The organism is Streptomyces sp. Je 1-369, from assembly GCF_026810505.1.
Lineage (GTDB): Bacteria > Actinomycetota > Actinomycetes > Streptomycetales > Streptomycetaceae > Streptomyces.
Window position 1 is genome coordinate 4,112,115 of record NZ_CP101750.1, and the last position, 15,903, is coordinate 4,128,017.

Annotated in this window: 21 protein-coding genes; 9 read left to right on the plus strand and 12 right to left on the minus strand. The window is 70.9% G+C overall.

Going from position 1 to position 15,903, the window contains the following annotated elements:
• Positions 1-5: 5 nt before the first annotated feature.
• On the plus strand, positions 6-194 hold the full coding sequence (locus tag NOO62_RS18660) for a hypothetical protein (RefSeq protein ID WP_268772027.1): 189 nt from the start codon (positions 6-8) through the stop codon (positions 192-194).
• On the opposite strand, the gene NOO62_RS18665 is transcribed toward NOO62_RS18660, so the two are convergent.
• Positions 195-1,106, minus strand: coding sequence for a winged helix-turn-helix domain-containing protein (locus tag NOO62_RS18665; protein WP_268772028.1), 912 nt, complete (start codon positions 1,104-1,106; stop codon positions 195-197). It lies immediately after the preceding gene.
• Positions 1,107-1,259: 153 nt separating this feature from the next.
• Here NOO62_RS18665 and NOO62_RS18670 point away from each other — a divergent pair, with 153 nt between their 5' ends.
• A complete protein-coding gene (locus NOO62_RS18670) occupies positions 1,260-1,445 on the plus strand; it encodes a hypothetical protein (RefSeq protein ID WP_268772029.1) in 186 nt (61 codons plus the stop codon).
• Positions 1,446-1,628: 183 nt separating this feature from the next.
• On the opposite strand, the gene NOO62_RS18675 is transcribed toward NOO62_RS18670, so the two are convergent.
• On the minus strand, positions 1,629-2,246 hold the full coding sequence (locus NOO62_RS18675) for an ABC transporter substrate-binding protein (RefSeq protein WP_268772030.1): 618 nt from the start codon (positions 2,244-2,246) through the stop codon (positions 1,629-1,631).
• A 165-nt stretch (positions 2,247-2,411) separates the two neighbouring features.
• On the opposite strand from NOO62_RS18675, the gene dtd reads away from it, so the two are divergent.
• The gene (dtd, locus tag NOO62_RS18680) at positions 2,412-2,837 is read left to right on the plus strand and encodes a D-aminoacyl-tRNA deacylase (RefSeq protein ID WP_268772031.1); all 426 of its coding nucleotides are present in this window, start codon (positions 2,412-2,414) and stop codon (positions 2,835-2,837) included.
• Between the two features lie 16 nt (positions 2,838-2,853).
• Here the strand turns inward: dtd and NOO62_RS18685 are convergent, their stop codons facing one another.
• Genes NOO62_RS18685 through NOO62_RS18695 form a run of 3 tightly spaced genes read right to left on the minus strand, consistent with a single transcriptional unit; the run spans position 2,854 to position 4,908 of the window.
• Positions 2,854-3,819, minus strand: coding sequence for a YgfZ/GcvT domain-containing protein (locus NOO62_RS18685; protein WP_268772032.1), 966 nt, complete (start codon positions 3,817-3,819; stop codon positions 2,854-2,856).
• Between the two features lie 47 nt (positions 3,820-3,866).
• The gene (locus NOO62_RS18690; protein ID WP_268772033.1) at positions 3,867-4,301 is read right to left on the minus strand and encodes a Fur family transcriptional regulator; all 435 of its coding nucleotides are present in this window, start codon (positions 4,299-4,301) and stop codon (positions 3,867-3,869) included.
• A gap of 16 nt (positions 4,302-4,317) precedes the next feature.
• Positions 4,318-4,908, minus strand: coding sequence for an FABP family protein (locus tag NOO62_RS18695; protein ID WP_268772034.1), 591 nt, complete (start codon positions 4,906-4,908; stop codon positions 4,318-4,320).
• A 249-nt stretch (positions 4,909-5,157) separates the two neighbouring features.
• On the opposite strand from NOO62_RS18695, the gene NOO62_RS18700 reads away from it, so the two are divergent.
• Positions 5,158-5,421 carry a DUF3099 domain-containing protein gene (locus NOO62_RS18700; RefSeq protein ID WP_268772035.1) on the plus strand — a complete coding sequence of 88 codons (264 nt, stop codon included), beginning with the start codon at positions 5,158-5,160 and terminating at the stop codon, positions 5,419-5,421.
• Positions 5,422-5,501: 80 nt separating this feature from the next.
• On the opposite strand, the gene NOO62_RS18705 is transcribed toward NOO62_RS18700, so the two are convergent.
• From NOO62_RS18705 to NOO62_RS18730, 7 genes are all read right to left on the minus strand, one after another.
• Positions 5,502-5,789 (minus strand): DUF1416 domain-containing protein, encoded by a 288-nt coding sequence (locus NOO62_RS18705; protein WP_030784848.1) that lies wholly within the window; start codon positions 5,787-5,789, stop codon positions 5,502-5,504.
• 35 nt (positions 5,790-5,824) lie between these two features.
• Complete coding sequence (locus NOO62_RS18710; RefSeq protein ID WP_268772037.1) at positions 5,825-6,670, minus strand: sulfurtransferase; 846 nt, start codon at positions 6,668-6,670, stop codon at positions 5,825-5,827.
• 146 nt (positions 6,671-6,816) lie between these two features.
• The gene (locus NOO62_RS39295) at positions 6,817-6,897 is read right to left on the minus strand and encodes a putative leader peptide (RefSeq protein ID WP_350893136.1); all 81 of its coding nucleotides are present in this window, start codon (positions 6,895-6,897) and stop codon (positions 6,817-6,819) included.
• Positions 6,898-7,114: 217 nt separating this feature from the next.
• A complete protein-coding gene (locus NOO62_RS18715; RefSeq protein WP_268772038.1) occupies positions 7,115-7,867 on the minus strand; it encodes a DUF2993 domain-containing protein in 753 nt (250 codons plus the stop codon).
• Between the two features lie 147 nt (positions 7,868-8,014).
• Positions 8,015-9,286, minus strand: coding sequence for a hypothetical protein (locus NOO62_RS18720; RefSeq protein ID WP_268772039.1), 1,272 nt, complete (start codon positions 9,284-9,286; stop codon positions 8,015-8,017).
• A gap of 5 nt (positions 9,287-9,291) precedes the next feature.
• The gene (locus NOO62_RS18725) at positions 9,292-9,546 is read right to left on the minus strand and encodes a MoaD/ThiS family protein (RefSeq protein ID WP_268772040.1); all 255 of its coding nucleotides are present in this window, start codon (positions 9,544-9,546) and stop codon (positions 9,292-9,294) included.
• A gap of 15 nt (positions 9,547-9,561) precedes the next feature.
• Positions 9,562-10,407, minus strand: a complete 846-nt coding sequence (locus NOO62_RS18730; protein ID WP_268772041.1) for an alpha/beta hydrolase — start codon at positions 10,405-10,407, stop codon at positions 9,562-9,564.
• 242 nt (positions 10,408-10,649) lie between these two features.
• On the opposite strand from NOO62_RS18730, the gene NOO62_RS18735 reads away from it, so the two are divergent.
• The 5 genes from NOO62_RS18735 to NOO62_RS18755 all read left to right on the plus strand — a co-directional run bounded on the left by NOO62_RS18735 (position 10,650) and on the right by NOO62_RS18755 (position 15,894).
• Positions 10,650-11,399, plus strand: a complete 750-nt coding sequence (locus NOO62_RS18735) for a response regulator transcription factor (RefSeq protein ID WP_268772042.1) — start codon at positions 10,650-10,652, stop codon at positions 11,397-11,399.
• Between the two features lie 23 nt (positions 11,400-11,422).
• Complete coding sequence (locus tag NOO62_RS18740; protein WP_268772043.1) at positions 11,423-12,445, plus strand: LacI family DNA-binding transcriptional regulator; 1,023 nt, start codon at positions 11,423-11,425, stop codon at positions 12,443-12,445.
• 123 nt (positions 12,446-12,568) lie between these two features.
• The gene (locus NOO62_RS18745; RefSeq protein WP_268772044.1) at positions 12,569-13,594 is read left to right on the plus strand and encodes a S1C family serine protease; all 1,026 of its coding nucleotides are present in this window, start codon (positions 12,569-12,571) and stop codon (positions 13,592-13,594) included.
• Positions 13,595-13,675: 81 nt separating this feature from the next.
• Entirely contained in the window at positions 13,676-14,413 is a 738-nt protein-coding gene (locus NOO62_RS18750) for a response regulator transcription factor (RefSeq protein ID WP_268772045.1), read from the plus strand.
• Positions 14,410-15,894: a sensor histidine kinase gene (locus NOO62_RS18755; protein ID WP_268772046.1), complete on the plus strand. Its 1,485-nt coding sequence runs from the start codon at positions 14,410-14,412 to the stop codon at positions 15,892-15,894. The genes NOO62_RS18750 and NOO62_RS18755 overlap by 4 nt, the downstream gene beginning before the upstream one ends.
• Positions 15,895-15,903 lie beyond the last annotated feature (9 nt).

A 15,903-nucleotide genomic window follows, 5' to 3' on the forward strand; every position in this document is an offset into this window, starting at 1 on the left:
CCACCATGCCCGCCATAGCCCTCCTCGCAGCCGTGGTCGCCGTCACCCTGGAACAGCTCGTGCAGTGGAAGTACGGCCCGATGGGCATCGTCGGCCTCCTTCTGCTGACCGTGGGTGTGAAAGCGAAGAACGCCACCTGCAGTTCCATCGGCGCCGTCGTCCTCGCCCTGATGGTGACGGGTCCGGCGGGCTGATCAGCCCGCCGCCAGCTCCAGATCCTGACTGATCGTGTTCCAGAGCGCGTTGAACCACAGATGGGACTGTTCCACGAACGTCGTGTCCCGCAACCCGTCCCCTTCCTTGAACGGAAAGAGCATCGACTGCGTGCCCTGCGCGTCGTACATCTCCAGGGACTCCTTGCCGATCTCCTCGTCCCGCTTGGTCAGCGTGTAGTAGGCGAAGAGCGCCTCCGCGCCGTTGATCAGGTACAGCTTCACGGGCGGCGTGAACGGCAGCGCACGGAACTGCACCGATACGTCGATGCCGTGCGACGACCGCAGTGCGAGCAGGTTGTGGCGCAGCACCTGCCCCTGCGCGTTGCGCTGGTCGAGCCAGCGCCGGTGGACCTGGCCGCCCTGGTGGTCCCCGCCGTCGACCGGCGCGGGGAAGGCGAGGTCGATGTCGCGGCTGGGCAGCAGCACCCGGACGTCCACCTTGGCCGGTTTCCGCCGCCCGGCGTGGATCTGGCGCAGCGGTTCGCCGATGGCCATGGTGAGCGAGATGGACGTGTGGCAGAGCGCGTCTATCTCCACGTGCGGCGCGTCGAAGGCGGCGGCGATGCGCGGGGCCAGGCCGACCATCGTGGGCTGCGGGCGCGCCTCGCCGGGACCGGCGGAAGCACGGTCCGCGGCGTCCGCGACCGTGGCGGGGCTGCCCTTGGACACGTTGGACAGCAGATGCTCACGGTGCAGGATGCGCAGCGCTTCGCGCACCGCACCTCGCTCCACACCGAACTCGTCGGCCAGCTCGGCCTGCGTGGGCATGCGCTGGCCGGGCCGCAGCGACCCGCTCCTGATCCGGTCGCGCAGCGCGTCGGCTACCTCTCGGTGGCTCCGCTGCGCTCGCTTGCGCCTATTGACGGCGGCGTGTTCGGTGCTCACAACCAAACAGTACAACTTCGCGCCATCTTAGGGGAGTTGCAGGAAAGGTGGTTATGAGTCGACTCCCAGCGGAGATAAGTCAGTTGAAGTTGGTAGCCAACTTCGGCGACCTGGTCAGACCCTCCCGGGGTTGGCCACCAGCCCGAAAGAGGGAACGCCATGCCGCTCATCGCCATAGTCGTCGCCGCCCTCGCCATCGCGTTCGAACAGCTCATCCAGTGGAAGTACGGACCGCTCGGCATCGTCGCCTTCGTCCTGCTGACCATCGGAATCAAGGCCAAGAACGTCAAGCTCAGCGGCGTCGGGGCCGGACTGCTGGTCCTGCTCCTCGCCCAGTCGGGCTGACCCGCCCGGCCACAAGGCCCGGCTGACCGGGCTCCCATCCGGAGGGGAGCCGGGAGTCCGGTCAGCTGTATGGGGGCTGAGCCCCGGTCCTGCTACGGATGGGCCGGGGCTCAGAACATGTCCGGGCACCATGGCCGCCCGGACGTGCGGAACGGGGCATCGGCACGGACCCGCTCCCCCCGCTCACAGCAGCAGGTCGTCGACCTGCGCCTCGCCCACCCGGTACCGCCGCGCGATCTCCGCCGAGCAGTCGTCCGCCGTGTGCTGCAACCCCTGTCTGCGCCGTGACACCTGCTGTTCGTAGCGGACGAGGCGGGCCATGGCCGCGTCCAGTTCGTCGTCGGTGCGCGCCGCCAGGTCGGAGAGTTCCACGTCGGCGAGCATCTCCGTGGCCAGGAGGCGGGACTCCTCGCCGAGCGGAATGCCGAGCGTGACGTGCCGGGCCGAGGAGCGGTGGCGGGCCGGTGCGTCCCTCAGGATCTCCGCGAGGCGGCCCACGACCGTCGTCTCCGGAGCAGGCGTCGGGGAGTCCGGTGAGCCGGGCGCGCCACGGAGCGCGATCTCGGCGCGCAGGATGTCGATGCGCCCCTGCAGCAGCCGCCGCACATAGCTGAGGTCGGCCTCGTCCTGCTGCGCCGACCTGCGCAGTTCACGGAGTTCGGGCAGGCGCAGCGCGGCCAGGTCGTGCTGGGGCACCTCGGGCAGCAGCCGACTCCCCGTGCGCTGCGCCGGTGGCCGCGCGCTCTGCGTGCGCCGCAGCGAGATGCGCCCCGGTGTCTGCCCCGTACTCGATGTGCTCATCATCTGGCTCTACCCGTCCCCTCGACCGGCCGACGCGGTCCACCGCGTGTGAGCATGGTGCCACCCCGAGTACCCGCTATGTGGCCGAGTGCCCGGAATCGGCCCCAGATGGGGGGATCCTGGGCCCGCCCCGGGCACCTCGTGCGGCACGGCATGATGGGCCGTATGCGAGCTGTGGTGCAGAGGGTCGACGGCGCGAGCGTGGACGTCGACGGCGAGACGGTGGGCGAGATCAGCGGCGAGGGCCTGTGCGTCCTGGTGGGCGTGACCCACGACGACACCAAGGAGAAGGCGGCCCAACTGGCCCGCAAACTGTGGTCGGTGCGCATGCTGTCCGACGAGAAGTCGTGCAGCGACATCGACGCGCCGCTCCTGGTCATCAGCCAGTTCACGCTCTACGGAGACGCACGGAAGGGCCGCCGCCCCACATGGAACGCGGCGGCCCCGGGACCCGTGGCCGAGCCCCTGGTCGACGAGGTGGTGTCGCAGCTCCGCGCCCTGGGGGCGACGGTCGCGACGGGCCGGTTCGGGGCGAAGATGCGGGTGGGCCTGACCAACGACGGCCCGTTCACGGTGCTGATCGAGATGTGAACCCGGCCCCGGAGGCTTACGGCTCGACCACTACTTCCTGGGCCGCGGCGGTCTCCCCCGCCACGAGCCCCGCGTCCAGCGGCACGCTGCGCTTGACGAGGCCGAGCGCGATCGGCCCGAGCTCGTGGTGCCGTACGGCCGTGGTGATGAACCCGAGCTTGCGTCCCTCGGCGCCCTCGCTCGCGAGGTGCAGCGGCGTTCCGGCGGCCGGCAGGTGCACCTCGCTGCCGTCCAGGTGCAGGAAGACCAGGCGGCGCGGCGGCTTCCCCAGGTTCTGGACGCGGGCGACCGTCTCCTGGCCGCGGTAGCAGCCCTTCTGGAGGTGCACCGCGGAACCGATCCAGCCCAGCTCGTGCGGGATGGTGCGGTGGTCGGTCTCGAAGCCGAGGCGCGGCCGGTGGGTCTCGACGCGCAGCGCCTCGTACGCGAGGAGGCCGGCCGCGGGACCGTTCCCCTCGGCGTACGCCTCCAGGTCCGTGCGCGGCAGGAACAGGTCGCGGCCGTGCGCGGTCTCGCGTACGACGACGCCATCCGGGACCGGCGCGATGGAACCGGCGGGCAGGTGCACGACGGCGATGTCGGCGGTGCGGTCGGCGACCTCGACGCGGTAGAAGAACTTCATGCTCTCCAGGTACGCGATGAGGGCGTCCTGCGTGCCGGGCTCGACGTGCGCCCAGACGGTCTCGCCGTCGTCGACGAGGGAGAGGTGGTGCTCGATGTGGCCGTTGGCGGAGAGGATCAGTGCTTCGGTGGCCTGTCCCGCGGGCAGCTCGCTGAGGTGCTGGGTCAGCAGCAGGTGCAGCCAGCTCAGCCGGTCGGCGCCGGTGACGGTGAGCACGCCGCGGTGCGAGAGGTCGACGAAACCGGTGCCGTCGGCGAGGGCGCGCTGCTCTCGGAACAGTTCGCCGTAGTGGGCGGCGACGCCTTCGTCCACGCCCTCGGCGGGGACGGCGCCGGGCAGGGACAACAGGGGGCTCTTCATGTTCACAAAGACTACGACCAGCCCGAGCCCGCGCTTATTCCGCGCCCCTACTCCGTGTCCGCTCCCCGGCACTTCCCGCACTGCCCGAAGATCGCGAAGTGCTTCAGGTCGGTGTCGAACCCGAAGGTCTCGCGCAGCTTGTCGGTGAACTCCGCGGCGATCCCGGTGTCGGCCTCGATGACGTCCGTGCAGTCCCGGCAGACCAGGTGGATGTGGTGGTGCCGGTCCGCGAGGTGGTAGGTCGGCGCGCCGTGCCCCAGGTGGGCGTGGCTGACCAGGCCCAGCTCCTCCAGGAGCTCCAGGGTGCGGTAGACCGTGGAGATGTTGACCCCCGACGCCGTCTTGCGCACTTGGCAGAGGATGTCGTCGGGGGTCGCGTGTTCCAGGGTGTCGACGGCTTCGAGGACAAGCTGTCGCTGCGGCGTCAGCCGGTAGCCGCGCTGACGCAGGTCGCTCTTCCAGTCGGAGTCGGTGCTCGCCACACCCGCAAGTCTAGGTCTACTTGAAGAAAGCGATGCCGTCGTCGGGCAGATCGCCGAGGTTGCGGGCCATGTCGGCGACCTCTTCGGGGGTGACGACCTTCTTCAGCTGGGCCGACATGTAGGGACGCAGCGGGACCTCGGGGGTCTGCTTCTCGCCGACCCACATCAGGTCGCCCTTCACGTAGCCGTAGAGGCGCTTGCCGCCGGTGTACGGGCCGGAGGCCGCGGTGCGGGCGACGGCGTCGGTGGCCAGGTCGATCTGCGGCTTCTTGTCGGCCAGCTCGCCGTACCAGACCTCGACGACGCCCTCGTCGCGGACCATGACGACCTCGATCTTGCGGGGGCCTTTGTCACCTTCGGCGGCGGAGATGCGCCAGAAGCCGGACTCGGTCTCCAGGGGCTTCACCTTGTTGCCCTCGGAGTCAAGGATCCAGCTGTACGAGCGGTACTCGATGAAGTCCCGGCCGTCATGGGTGAAGGAGACCTCCTGGCCGAAGTTCGCCTTCTCGGCGCCGGGGAAGTCGGTGACGCCCGCGCCCGCCCAGTTGCCGAGGAGCCAGGCGAGGGGGACGAGGTCGGGGTTCAGGTCGGACGGAATCTCGATCATGGGAAGCTCAGGCGATCTGTGGAGGTGGCGGGGACGGGGATCAGCGCTGGCCCTGGTACAGCTTCTTCACGGTCAGCCCGGCGAATGCGAGAACGCCGACGCAGACAAGAACCAGCAGGGCGGAGAAGAAGGCCTCAAGCACGGGGTGCTCCTCGGTGAGCGGTCGGGGCAGGTATCAGAGCCGGTCCCACTGTAGTCGGGCGGCGCCCGTCCCTCTCTGTGAGGTCCCTCCGGACGTACGCTGGGTGTATGTACGCGCGAAGGCGCCGTCTGTACTTCGCCATGATGGGGACCTGCGTCGGTCTGTTCGTCCTGGCCTGGGGTGTCGTACGGCTCTGGTCGATGCCCGTGGCCGTCGGGATGTGCGTCGTGGCGATGGTGATCCCGCCGTTGGCCGCGATGACGGCGAACCGCCGGGGGCCGGACGACCGCTGGTGGGACGACCCCAGCGGGGACCGCACGTCCGACGAGTGGTGGGACGAGCTGGACGGCAAACGCAGACGCCAGCCGTAGCCGAAGGGCCGCACCCCGTTCCAGTGGCGTCCAACCCCCTGGGGTGCGGCCCTTCAGCCGTTCTCGGTGCGGTGAGTGACTCAGACCGCGATCGCGACCTCCGCCAGACCGCCCGTCTGGGCGACGACCGTACGGTCCGCGGTGCCGCCGGGGATCAGCGCCCGGACGGTCCACGTGCCCTCGGCGGCGTAGAAGCGGAACTGTCCGGTGGCCGAGGTGGGGACCTCGGCGGTGAACTCGCCGGTCGAGTCGAGCAGGCGCACGTAACCGGTGACGGGCTCGCCGTCGCGGGTCACCTGGCCCTGGATCGTCGTCTCACCGGGCTTGATCGTCGAAGCGTCGGGGCCGCCGGCCTTTGCTCCACACATGGGTACTCCTGAGGGGAAGAGAAGGTCGGGAGGGGTTACTTGTTGGCGCCGAGCTCGATCGGCACGCCGACGAGCGAGCCGTACTCGGTCCAGGAGCCGTCGTAGTTCTTGACGTTGGTCTGGCCGAGCAGCTCGTGCAGCACGAACCAGGTCAGGGCCGAACGCTCACCGATGCGGCAGTACGCGATGGTGTCCTTCGCCAGGTCGACCTGCTCGTCCTCGTAGAGGGCCTTGAGCTCGTCGTCGGACTTGAACGTGCCGTCGTCGTTGGCGTTCTTCGACCACGGGATGTTGCGGGCGCTCGGCACGTGGCCGGGGCGCTGCGACTGCTCCTGCGGGAGGTGCGCCGGGGCGAGCAGCTTGCCGCTGAACTCGTCGGGCGAGCGCACGTCGACGAGGTTCTGCGCGCCGATGGCCGCCACGACGTCGTCGCGGAAGGCGCGGATCGAGGTGTCCTGGGGCTTGGCCTTGTACTGGGTGGCGGGGCGGTTCGGGACCTCGGCGCCGTCGACCAGGTCGCGGGAGTCGAGCTCCCACTTCTTGCGGCCGCCGTCGAGGAGCTTCACGTCCTGATGGCCGTAGAGCTTGAAGTACCAGAAGGCGTACGACGCGAACCAGTTGTTGTTGCCGCCGTAGAGGACGACGGTGGAGTCGTTGGCGATGCCCTTGCCGGAGAGGAGCTTCTCGAAGCCCTCCTGGTCGACGAAGTCACGGCGGACCGGGTCCTGGAGGTCCTTGGTCCAGTCGATGCGGATCGCGTTCTTGATGTGGTTCTTGTCGTACGCGGAGGTGTCCTCGTCGACCTCGACGATGACGACCTTCGGGTCCTCGATGTGGGCCTCGACCCAGTCGGCGTCTACCAGGACGTCGCTGCGGCTCATGCTTCTCTCCTCCGGGGCAGTTACGGCGGTGCAAAGGGGCGTGCGCGGTACGGAAGGTGCGGGGAGGCACGGCGTACGTACGCACGGGGGAGGCCCTGACGGATGACGTCGACAGGCCGGGGGAAACGCGGGGATGGGGCGTCCCGCTAGAAGGTGCGACAGAGCATGGCGGCGACGCGGCACAGGTCCACTGCCCGCCGCTTCGTGAGGTCCGCCTGTCGGTGCATGGGTCCGATCGTAGGGACGGAGGGGTGGCCGTGTCACCGGCGCTCCGCATACTGAGACACGATCGTCCAGGATGTGGGAATCGTTGAAGCCCGCGGCCGCCCCGGTGGCGCCGCGGACTGCTCCGCACCCTTGCCGCATCCGCCCCCCGGACGCGTCCGTCTCGTACTGCGGACGAGGTCCCTGTGGGCCGGGATTCTCGTTCTGCCGCGGGGCGGGTCAGCCCGCCAGGCGCACGTGGGAGCCGGACACCGACATGTCGACGCCGTCCGGGGCCGCCTCGACCTTCTCCAGCTTGATGCCGGCGGGCAGGTCCTCGACCTTCTGGTCGAAGTCGGTGACGTTGCGGGCCGTGCCCTCGGGCAGCGGGATGGAGACGCCGAGGACGTTCAGGCTCTTCGGGATCTCGTCGGCGTGGACGCGGATGTTGTCGCCCTCGACGCGGACCGAGCTGAGCACGTGGACGGGCTTGGGGAGCTTCGCGCCGCCCTTGCTGACCTCGACCTCGACCTTGATCTTGCCGTTGCCGCCGTCGGAGAGGCCGACGACCCGGCCGGTCGCGCCGAGCGGCAGCTCGACGGGCTCGGACTTGCTGGCCTTCAGGAGCTCGTCGTACGAGACGTGGGCGGTGCCCGTGGCGGTCGCGGCCGTCGCCGAGCTGTAGTCGCCCGAGAACTCGACGCCCTTCATGTGGGCGGTGAGGTCGGCGATGCGGATGGTGTCGGAGCCGGACTTGGCGTCGTAGTTCTTGATGCCGACCTCCACGTCGTCGAGCTCACCGCCCATCACCTGGGTGAGGAAGGGGAAGCCCTTGATGGAGACGTCGGGCGTCTCGCTCAGCCCCTCGCTGGTGCGCATCTTGTCCGCCGCCTCGCCCTCGGCGAAGTTCACGGCGAGCCGGTCGGCCGCCACGAAGAGGCCGCCGAGGATCACGACGACGATCAGAAGTATGCGTATGGCGCGCTTGCTCATGTCCGGTGTTCCCCCACCTGGTCCCCCGAGTCAACTGTCGTTTCCGCGAGCCTAAAGGACAGGTCCCCGGCCGGAGCGCCCGGCGGGGGACCTGTCGATCAGCTGTGACGATCGCCCGGGCGGTCGCCGGGGCGGTCGGCCGGGCCGTCAGCCGATGGCACGTCCGAGGACGTAGACGGCCGGGGCGGCGGCCGCGAGCGGCAGCGCGACGCCCGCCGTCATGTGCACGAAGCGCGACGGGTAGTCGTAGCTGGCCACACGGTGCCCGATCAGCGCGCAGACCCCGGCACCGAGCGCGAGCAGCGCCCCCTCGTTGCCGTAGTCCGTCGTCCCGCCGACCGCGATCCCCGCGCCCGCGGCCGCGAGCAGCGCGACGACCACGGAGGCGGCGGTGGGCAGCGGCAGCGCGCGGGCGAGGATCGCGACGGCGACGGCGATGCCGCCCACGGTCACGGCGTCGGCCGCGGCCGCGAGGTGCCCGGCCGCGACGATCGCGAGCGCCGACGAGGCGACCGTGGCCATCAGCCCGTACATCCGCTCGTCGGCCCCCGCGTGGCTGCGCAGCTGCAGCACGAGGACGAGCAGCACCCACACGCCGAGCGTGCCGAGGACGGCGGCGGGCGCGTTCTCCTTGCCGACGGCGAGCAGCGCGACGTCCGCGACGACACCGCCGAGGAACGCGAGCGCGATGCCCTGCCGCGCGGGCCACATGCCGTTGAGCCGGAACCATCCGGCGGCGGTCACGGCCTGCAGCAGCACGAGCGGTACGAGCAGCGCGTACTGCCCGACGGCGGCGCCCGCGGCGAGCAGCAGGCCGAGCACGGCGGTCAGCGCGGCGGGCTGCATCCCCGGCTCGATGATCGGCGACCGGCCCTCGGCGCGGGCGCGCTGGGCGTCCGTGATGCGGGGGTTGCCGGTGGTGGTGGCGGGGCCGTAGGAGGAGGGGTCGGTGGGGGCGGGGGCTTCAGCCTGGGCCGGTTGCGGCATGGGCGCGGGTGCGGGTGCCTGAGCTGCGTTCTGCGGGGGCAGGTACGCCGTCTCCGTCACGTCCACCGCGGCGGGCGGCTGGTGACCCACCTGTGTCTCCCAGGTCTGCCCCTGCCACTGCTGGGTGTGCTGCTCCTGGCCGTACTGCTGCTGGGGCTCGGCGTAGTACTGCTGCTGAGGGTGCGGCTGGGGGTACGGCTGACCGTATTGGTCCTGACCGTATTGGTCCTGGCCATACTGGCCCTGGCCGTACTGGCCCTGGCCCTGCCCGTACTGCTGCTGTTGCTGCTGCGCGTAGTACTGCTGCTGGTCCGGGTACGGCTGCTGCTGCTGGTGCTGCTGCTCCGGATACGGCTGCTGTCCGGGGTACTGCTGCGGATACGGCTCGTACCCCTCGTACCCCTCGTACCCCTCATAGGGCTGATCGGACATGGCGCTCATCCTCCTGCGAACGGCGGGAGCACCTCGACCGTGCCGCCCTCGGCCAGCCGTACGGTCTCATGCCTCCGGGTCCCGACGGGGGCCCCGTCGACCAGGAAGGAGCAGCGCTGCAGGACCCGGACGAGTTCACCGGGGTGCCGTTCGCGTACGGCGTCCAGCGCGTCGGCGAGCGTCACCGCGTCGTACGGCTCCTCGGCGACGCCCGCGGCCGCCTTGGCAGCGGCCCAGTAACGAATGGTGCCGTTCACCATGCGACTCCCTTCCTTTCAGTCGGCGGTTGCCGACGTCCATGATGCCGTGGCCCACGAGGCGATCCGCCCGACGAGCCCGTCCGTCGCCGCGTGCTCCGCGTGTCCCATGCCCTCTTCCAGCCACAACTCCGCCCCTCCGGCGGCCGCCGCGGCGAGCATCCGTGGATGGTCGAGCGGAAAGTACGGGTCACGGTCGCCGTGGACGATGAGGAGCGGCGTCGGGGCGATGAGCGGGACGGACTCGACGGGCGAAAGGGGGACGGGGTCCCACTCGTGCGGGTGGATTCGCGTCCGCAGCCCGAAGCGGCCGACGGCGCGTCCGGCGGGCCGGGTCACGACCCAGTGCAGCCGCCGCATCGGCGCCGTCCCCCGGTAGAACCACCGCGCGGGGGCACTCACCGCGGCCACCGCGTCGGTCCGCGCTTCCGTGCGCCCCCTGTGCAACGCGGCGTGACGGAGTACGACCGAGCCGCCCATCGAGAAACCGACGGTGACCACCCGCGCGTACCCGAGGCTCCGCGCCCACTCCACCGCCGCCGCCAGGTCCAGCACCTCGCGGTCGCCCACCGTGGAGTGCCCACCGGAGCCGCCGTGGCCCCGGAACGAGAAGGTGATCACGGCCGCACGCTGCGCGAGCCCACCCGCGATCCGGCGCACGTGCGGGCGCGCGAGGTCCCCCGAGAAGCCGTGCGCGACGACGATCGCGAGGTCTCCGGAGGGGTCGGGTCCGGGGTCGTGGGCGGCCTCGATGGCCACTCCGTCCTGTGTACGGAGCGTGGCCCTCTGCTGAACGCTGTGCTGACCGCGAGTGAGCGGAGGCACAGAAGATCGCGCCTCTTGACCTGCCGGACCGGAGTTCATGTGGGCTATTCTGCTGGGCAGAGGATCCGGGCAGCGCAGCCCCCGGGTCCTTTCGTGCTTTCCGGGACCCCGGGCGCGGGCCCCCGCGGAAGCACGAAAACCAAGTACGAAGCAGTGCCGTAAACGCCCCCGAGCTCCCATGAGCAAGGGGGACCCCCTCCCGCAGGGACCGAGGAGGAACCAGACGTTATGGGCGAGCGAAACGTGCACGACAGTCGGACGACCCGGGCAGGTGGTCGGCGGTGAGCTCACTGCTGCTCCTGACCAATGCCCTCCAGCCGTCGACGGAGGTGCTCCCCGCTCTCGGCCTGCTCCTTCACAACGTGCGCGTCGCCCCCGCGGAGGGCCCCGCTCTCGTCGACACCCCCGGTGCCGACGTCATCCTGATCGACGGGCGCCGCGACCTCCCGCAGGTCCGCAGCCTCTGCCAGCTGCTCCGCTCCACGGGGCCCGGCTGTCCGCTGGTCCTCGTCGTGACGGAGGGCGGCCTCGCGGCCGTCACCGCGGACTGGGGCATCGACGACGTGCTCCTCGACACGGCGGGCCCCGCCGAGGTCGAGGCTCGGCTGCGGCTCGCGATGGGCCGCCAGCAGATCACCTCCGACGACTCCCCCATGGAGATCCGCAACGGCGATCTCTCCGTGGACGAGGCGACGTACAGCGCGAAGCTGAAGGGGCGGGTCCTCGACCTGACCTTCAAGGAGTTCGAGCTGCTCAAGTACCTGGCGCAGCACCCGGGGCGGGTCTTCACGCGCGCCCAGCTGCTCCAGGAGGTGTGGGGGTACGACTACTTCGGCGGCACCCGCACGGTCGACGTGCACGTGCGGCGGCTGCGGGCGAAGCTCGGCGTCGAGCACGAGTCGCTGATCGGCACCGTCCGCAACGTCGGCTACCGCTTCGTCACGCCGGAGAAGGTGGACCGCGCCGCCGACGCCGAGAAGGCGAAGGCCGCCGCTCCGAAGGAAGCTGCCGTACGCCCTGCCCAGCGGTAGTTCCATCCGCGTAGACTCCGCGCGTGGCCAAGGTGACTCGGGATGACGTGGCAAGACTTGCGGGTACTTCGACCGCGGTCGTCAGTTACGTCATCAACAACGGACCCAGGCCGGTCGCCCCGGCCACGCGCGAGCGGGTACTCGCCGCGATCAAGGAGCTGCACTACCGGCCCGACCGTGTCGCCCAGGCCATGGCCTCGCGGCGCACGGACCTCATAGGCATGATCGTGCCGGACGCGCGCCAGCCGTTCTTCGCGGAGATGACGCACGCCGTGGAACAGGCGGCGTCCGAGCGCGGAAAAATGGTCCTGGTCGGGAACTCCGACTACGTGGAGGAGCGCGAGACGCACTACCTCCGCGCCTTCCTCGGCATGCGGGTCTCCGGCCTCATCCTCGTCAGCCACGGCCTGACCGACCAGGCCGCCGCCGAGATCGACGCGTGGGACGCGCGCGTGGTGCTGCTCCACGAGCGGCCCGAGGCCATCGACGATGTCGCGGTCGTCACGGACGACGTGGGCGGCGCGCAGCTCGCCACCCGCCACCTCCTGGAGCACGGCCACGAGTACGTCGCCTGTGTCGGCGGCACGGCCGACACCCCGACCGTCGGCGACCCCGTCTCCGACCACGTCGAGGGCTGGCGGCGCGCGATGCGGGAGGCCGGGCGGTCGGTGGAGGGGCGGCTCTTCGAGGCGCCGTACAACCGTTACGACGCGTATCAGGTGGGCCTGGAGCTCCTCGCCCGCCCCGACAGGCCCACCGCGATCTTCTGCTCCACGGACGACCAGGCCATCGGCATCCTGCGGGCGGCGCGCGAGCTGCGCATCGACGTGCCGGGGGAGCTGGCCGTGGCCGGCTTCGACGACGTGAAGGAGGCGGGGCTCACGGACCCGCCGCTGACGACGGTCGCGTCGGACCGGCCCGCGATGGCGCGGGCGGCGGTGGACCTCGTCCTCGACGACGGGCTGCGGGTGGCCGGGTCGCGGCGGGAGCGGCTGAAGCTGTTCCCGTCCCGGCTGGTGGTACGGCAGTCCTGCGGCTGCAAGTAGCCTCCCCGGCGGTAAGCAGCCTCCCCCGGCACCGGCGGCCTTTATATCGGGCATACGCACTTCTGCCGGGCTTCTCAGGACGTACTCAGGCAGCTCTCATGTACGCCGGACAGTCTCATAGCCATGACCGAGACCTTCCGCCACAGCGGCGAGTACCCCCAGCAGCAGTCGTCAGCGCCTGTGCCGCCCGGCGGTACGCAGGGCGCCTACCCGCCCCCGCCCGTCTACGCGCCGGAGGCACCTCAGGCCCCCGCCCCGGCCCGGCGACGCCGCGCGAAGGGTCCGGTGGCCCTGCTCGCCGCCGTCGCGATAGCGGCGGCCGCGGTGGGCGGCGGCACCGCCTACGCCGTGCAGACGCTGACCGACAAGGACGGCGGCTCCTCCGCGACCAGCACGGACGTCGTGCCGACGAGCAAGAAGGGCACGGTCTCCGGGGTCGCGGCGGCGGTCAGCCCCAGCATCGTCGAGGTCGGCGCCACGACGGGCCAGGGCAAGTCGACGGGCTCCGGGGTCATCACGAGGAGCGACGGCGAGATCGTGACGAACAACCACGTCATCGCAGGCGCCACGTCGATCAAGGTGCGGACGAACGACGGCAAGACGTACGACGCCGAGGTCGTAGGCACCGACAGCAAGAAGGACCTCGCCCTCATCCAGCTCAAGGGCGCCGCCGGGCTCAAGCCGGCCACCCTCGGCAACTCCGACAACGTCAAGGTCGGCGACGAGGTCGTCGCCATCGGCTCCCCCGAGGGCCTCACCGGCACGGTCACCAGCGGCATCATCTCCGCACTCGAACGCGACGTCACGGTCGCCACGGGCGACGGCGACGGCGGGCAGCAGCCGCAGAACCCGCAGGGCGGCTGGCCGTTCGAGTTCGACGGGCGGGAGTTCAACGGCGACACGGGCTCGTCGAAGACCACGTACAAGGCGCTGCAGACCGACGCCTCGCTCAACCCCGGCAACTCCGGCGGCGCCCTCATCGACATGAACGGCAACATCATCGGCATCAACTCGGCGATGTACTCGCCCAGTTCCTCGCAGGGCGGCTCGGAGGCGGCGTCCTCCGGCAGCGTCGGCCTCGGCTTCGCCATCCCGATCGACGCGGTCAAGGACGACCTCGGCAAGCTCCGCGCGGGCTCGAAGACCTGACCTGGGGCGCTCCCCCGCCCTCGCGTGCGAGGCTGATACCGGCCCCGTCCCGTCCCACCGCCCCGAGGAAGTCCACATCCCATGAGCCCCGCCGAAGGCGACCGCACCGGTGACCGCGAACAGCTGCGCATCCTGATCGTGGACGACGAACCCGCCGTGCGGGAGGCGCTCCAGCGCAGCCTCGCCTTCGAGGGGTACGGCACGGAGGTCGCGGTCGACGGCGCGGACGCGCTGGAGAAAGCCGCGGCGTACCGCCCCGACCTCGTCGTCCTCGACATCCAGATGCCCCGCATGGACGGCCTGACCGCGGCGCGCAGGCTCCGCTCGGGCGGATCGACCACCCCGATCCTGATGCTGACCGCACGCGACACCGTCGGCGACCGCGTCACGGGACTCGACGCGGGCGCCGACGACTACCTGGTCAAGCCGTTCGAGCTGGACGAGCTCTTCGCCCGCATCCGCGCGCTGCTGCGCCGCAGTTCCTACGCGCCCGGGGCCGGGCAGGCCGCGGAGGGCGACACGCTCGCCTTCGCCGACCTGCGGATGGACCTGGCGACGCGCGAGGTCACGCGGGGTACGCGGACGGTGGAGCTGACCCGCACGGAGTTCACCCTCCTGGAGATGTTCCTCGCCCACCCGCGCCAGGTCCTGACCCGCGAGCAGATCCTCAAGGCGGTCTGGGGCTTCGACTTCGAACCGACGTCCAACTCCCTCGACGTGTACGTCATGTACCTGCGCCGCAAGACGGAGGCGGCCGGCGAACCGCGCCTCGTGCACACGGTGCGGGGTGTCGGGTACGTGCTGCGGGGCGGCGAGTGAACAGGGTCCTGCGCCGGTTCCGCGGGCTGCCGTTGCGGTCGCGGTTGGCGTTGCTGGTGGCTACGGCGGTGACGCTTGCGGTCGCGGCGGCAGCGGTGACGTGCTGGTTCGTGGTGCGCAACGCGTTGCTGGACTCGTTGGACGACGCGTTGAGCAGCAACCGCCCGAAGCCGGGCGAGGTGATCCAGCAGATCGACATCGACGCGGTGGCGGGCGGCGCGCGCTGTCTGCGCGAGATCCCGAGCCGCGACCAGCCGGACCTGTACAAGCAGATCATCCAGGTCGTCGCCAAGAACGGCTCGAACTGCATCCTGCTGGGCCGCCAGTCGATCAGGGTCGATGCCTCGGACAGCGCGGTGGCCGCGCGGGATCGGACAGCGACGTACCACGACACCACGGCGGCGAACGGCGAGAAGTACCGGGTCTACACGTACCCGCTGGAGGACTACCCCCAGCTCCAGCTCGCCGTCTCCGTGGCGCGCCCCTTCAGCGAGATCGACGACACGCTCGACAACCTCGCCCTGATCCTCCTCGTCGTCGCCGGCATCGGCGTCCTCGGCGCGGGCGCGGCGGGGCTGTGGGTGGCCCGCACGGGACTCCGCCCGGTCGACCAGCTGACCGCGGCCGTGGAACACGTGGCCCGCACCGAGGACCTCTCCCTCCGTATCCCCGTGGAGGGCGACGACGAGATCGCCCGCCTCTCGGAGTCCTTCAACTCGATGACCGCCTCGCTGGCATCATCGCGCGACCTCCAGCAGCAGCTGATCGCCGACGCGGGCCACGAGCTGCGCACCCCGCTGACCTCCCTGCGCACGAACATCGAGCTGCTCGCCCGGAGCGAGGAGACGGGCCGGGCCATCCCGCCCGACGACCGCAAGGCGCTCCTCGCGTCGGTCACCGCGCAGATGACGGAGCTGGCCGCGCTCATCGGCGACCTGCAAGAACTCTCGCGCCCGGACACGGGCACCGGGGACGGAGACGGAGAGGGAGACGCCGGTGGCAAGATCCAGGTCATGGCCCTCCACGACCTCACCAGGACCGCCATCGCCCGCGCGAGGCTGCGCGGCCCCGAGCTGACGATCACCGCGGAACTGGCCCCCTGGTACGTACGCGCGGAGCCCCCCGCCCTGGAGCGCGCCATCGTCAACGTCCTGGACAACGCGGTGAAGTTCAGCCCCCCGGGCGGCACGGTGGACGTCAGCCTGGACCGCGGCCGCCTCACGGTCCGCGACCACGGCCCCGGCATCCCCGCGGACGAACTCCCCCACGTCTTCGACCGCTTCTGGCGCTCCCCGTCGGCCCGCTCACTCCCCGGCTCGGGCCTCGGCCTGTCGATCGTGGCCCGCACGGTCCGCCAGTCGGGCGGCGAGGTCACGCTGGAGGCGGCGGAGGGCGGCGGAACGGTGGCGACGGTACGGCTGCCGGGGGCGGCGACACCGCCGCCGGAGTCTCCCTTGTCGGCGGCCGACGCTTCGGCCTAGCCGCGGCGC

Coding starts and splice junctions, on each gene's coding strand:
- NOO62_RS18720 (WP_268772039.1), bottom strand. CDS start 9,286: ATGTCCGATCAGCCCTATGAGGGGTACGAGGGGTACGAGGGGTACGAG.
- NOO62_RS18745 (WP_268772044.1), top strand. CDS start 12,569: ATGACCGAGACCTTCCGCCACAGCGGCGAGTACCCCCAGCAGCAGTCG.
- NOO62_RS18730 (WP_268772041.1), bottom strand. CDS start 10,407: ATGAACTCCGGTCCGGCAGGTCAAGAGGCGCGATCTTCTGTGCCTCCG.
- NOO62_RS18700 (WP_268772035.1), top strand. CDS start 5,158: ATGTACGCGCGAAGGCGCCGTCTGTACTTCGCCATGATGGGGACCTGC.
- NOO62_RS18660 (WP_268772027.1), top strand. CDS start 6: ATGCCCGCCATAGCCCTCCTCGCAGCCGTGGTCGCCGTCACCCTGGAA.
- NOO62_RS18675 (WP_268772030.1), bottom strand. CDS start 2,246: ATGAGCACATCGAGTACGGGGCAGACACCGGGGCGCATCTCGCTGCGG.
- NOO62_RS18670 (WP_268772029.1), top strand. CDS start 1,260: ATGCCGCTCATCGCCATAGTCGTCGCCGCCCTCGCCATCGCGTTCGAA.
- NOO62_RS18685 (WP_268772032.1), bottom strand. CDS start 3,819: ATGAAGAGCCCCCTGTTGTCCCTGCCCGGCGCCGTCCCCGCCGAGGGC.
- NOO62_RS39295 (WP_350893136.1), bottom strand. CDS start 6,897: ATGCACCGACAGGCGGACCTCACGAAGCGGCGGGCAGTGGACCTGTGC.
- NOO62_RS18725 (WP_268772040.1), bottom strand. CDS start 9,546: ATGGTGAACGGCACCATTCGTTACTGGGCCGCTGCCAAGGCGGCCGCG.
- NOO62_RS18715 (WP_268772038.1), bottom strand. CDS start 7,867: ATGAGCAAGCGCGCCATACGCATACTTCTGATCGTCGTCGTGATCCTC.
- NOO62_RS18710 (WP_268772037.1), bottom strand. CDS start 6,670: ATGAGCCGCAGCGACGTCCTGGTAGACGCCGACTGGGTCGAGGCCCAC.
- dtd (WP_268772031.1), top strand. CDS start 2,412: ATGCGAGCTGTGGTGCAGAGGGTCGACGGCGCGAGCGTGGACGTCGAC.
- NOO62_RS18705 (WP_030784848.1), bottom strand. CDS start 5,789: ATGTGTGGAGCAAAGGCCGGCGGCCCCGACGCTTCGACGATCAAGCCC.
- NOO62_RS18750 (WP_268772045.1), top strand. CDS start 13,676: ATGAGCCCCGCCGAAGGCGACCGCACCGGTGACCGCGAACAGCTGCGC.
- NOO62_RS18695 (WP_268772034.1), bottom strand. CDS start 4,908: ATGATCGAGATTCCGTCCGACCTGAACCCCGACCTCGTCCCCCTCGCC.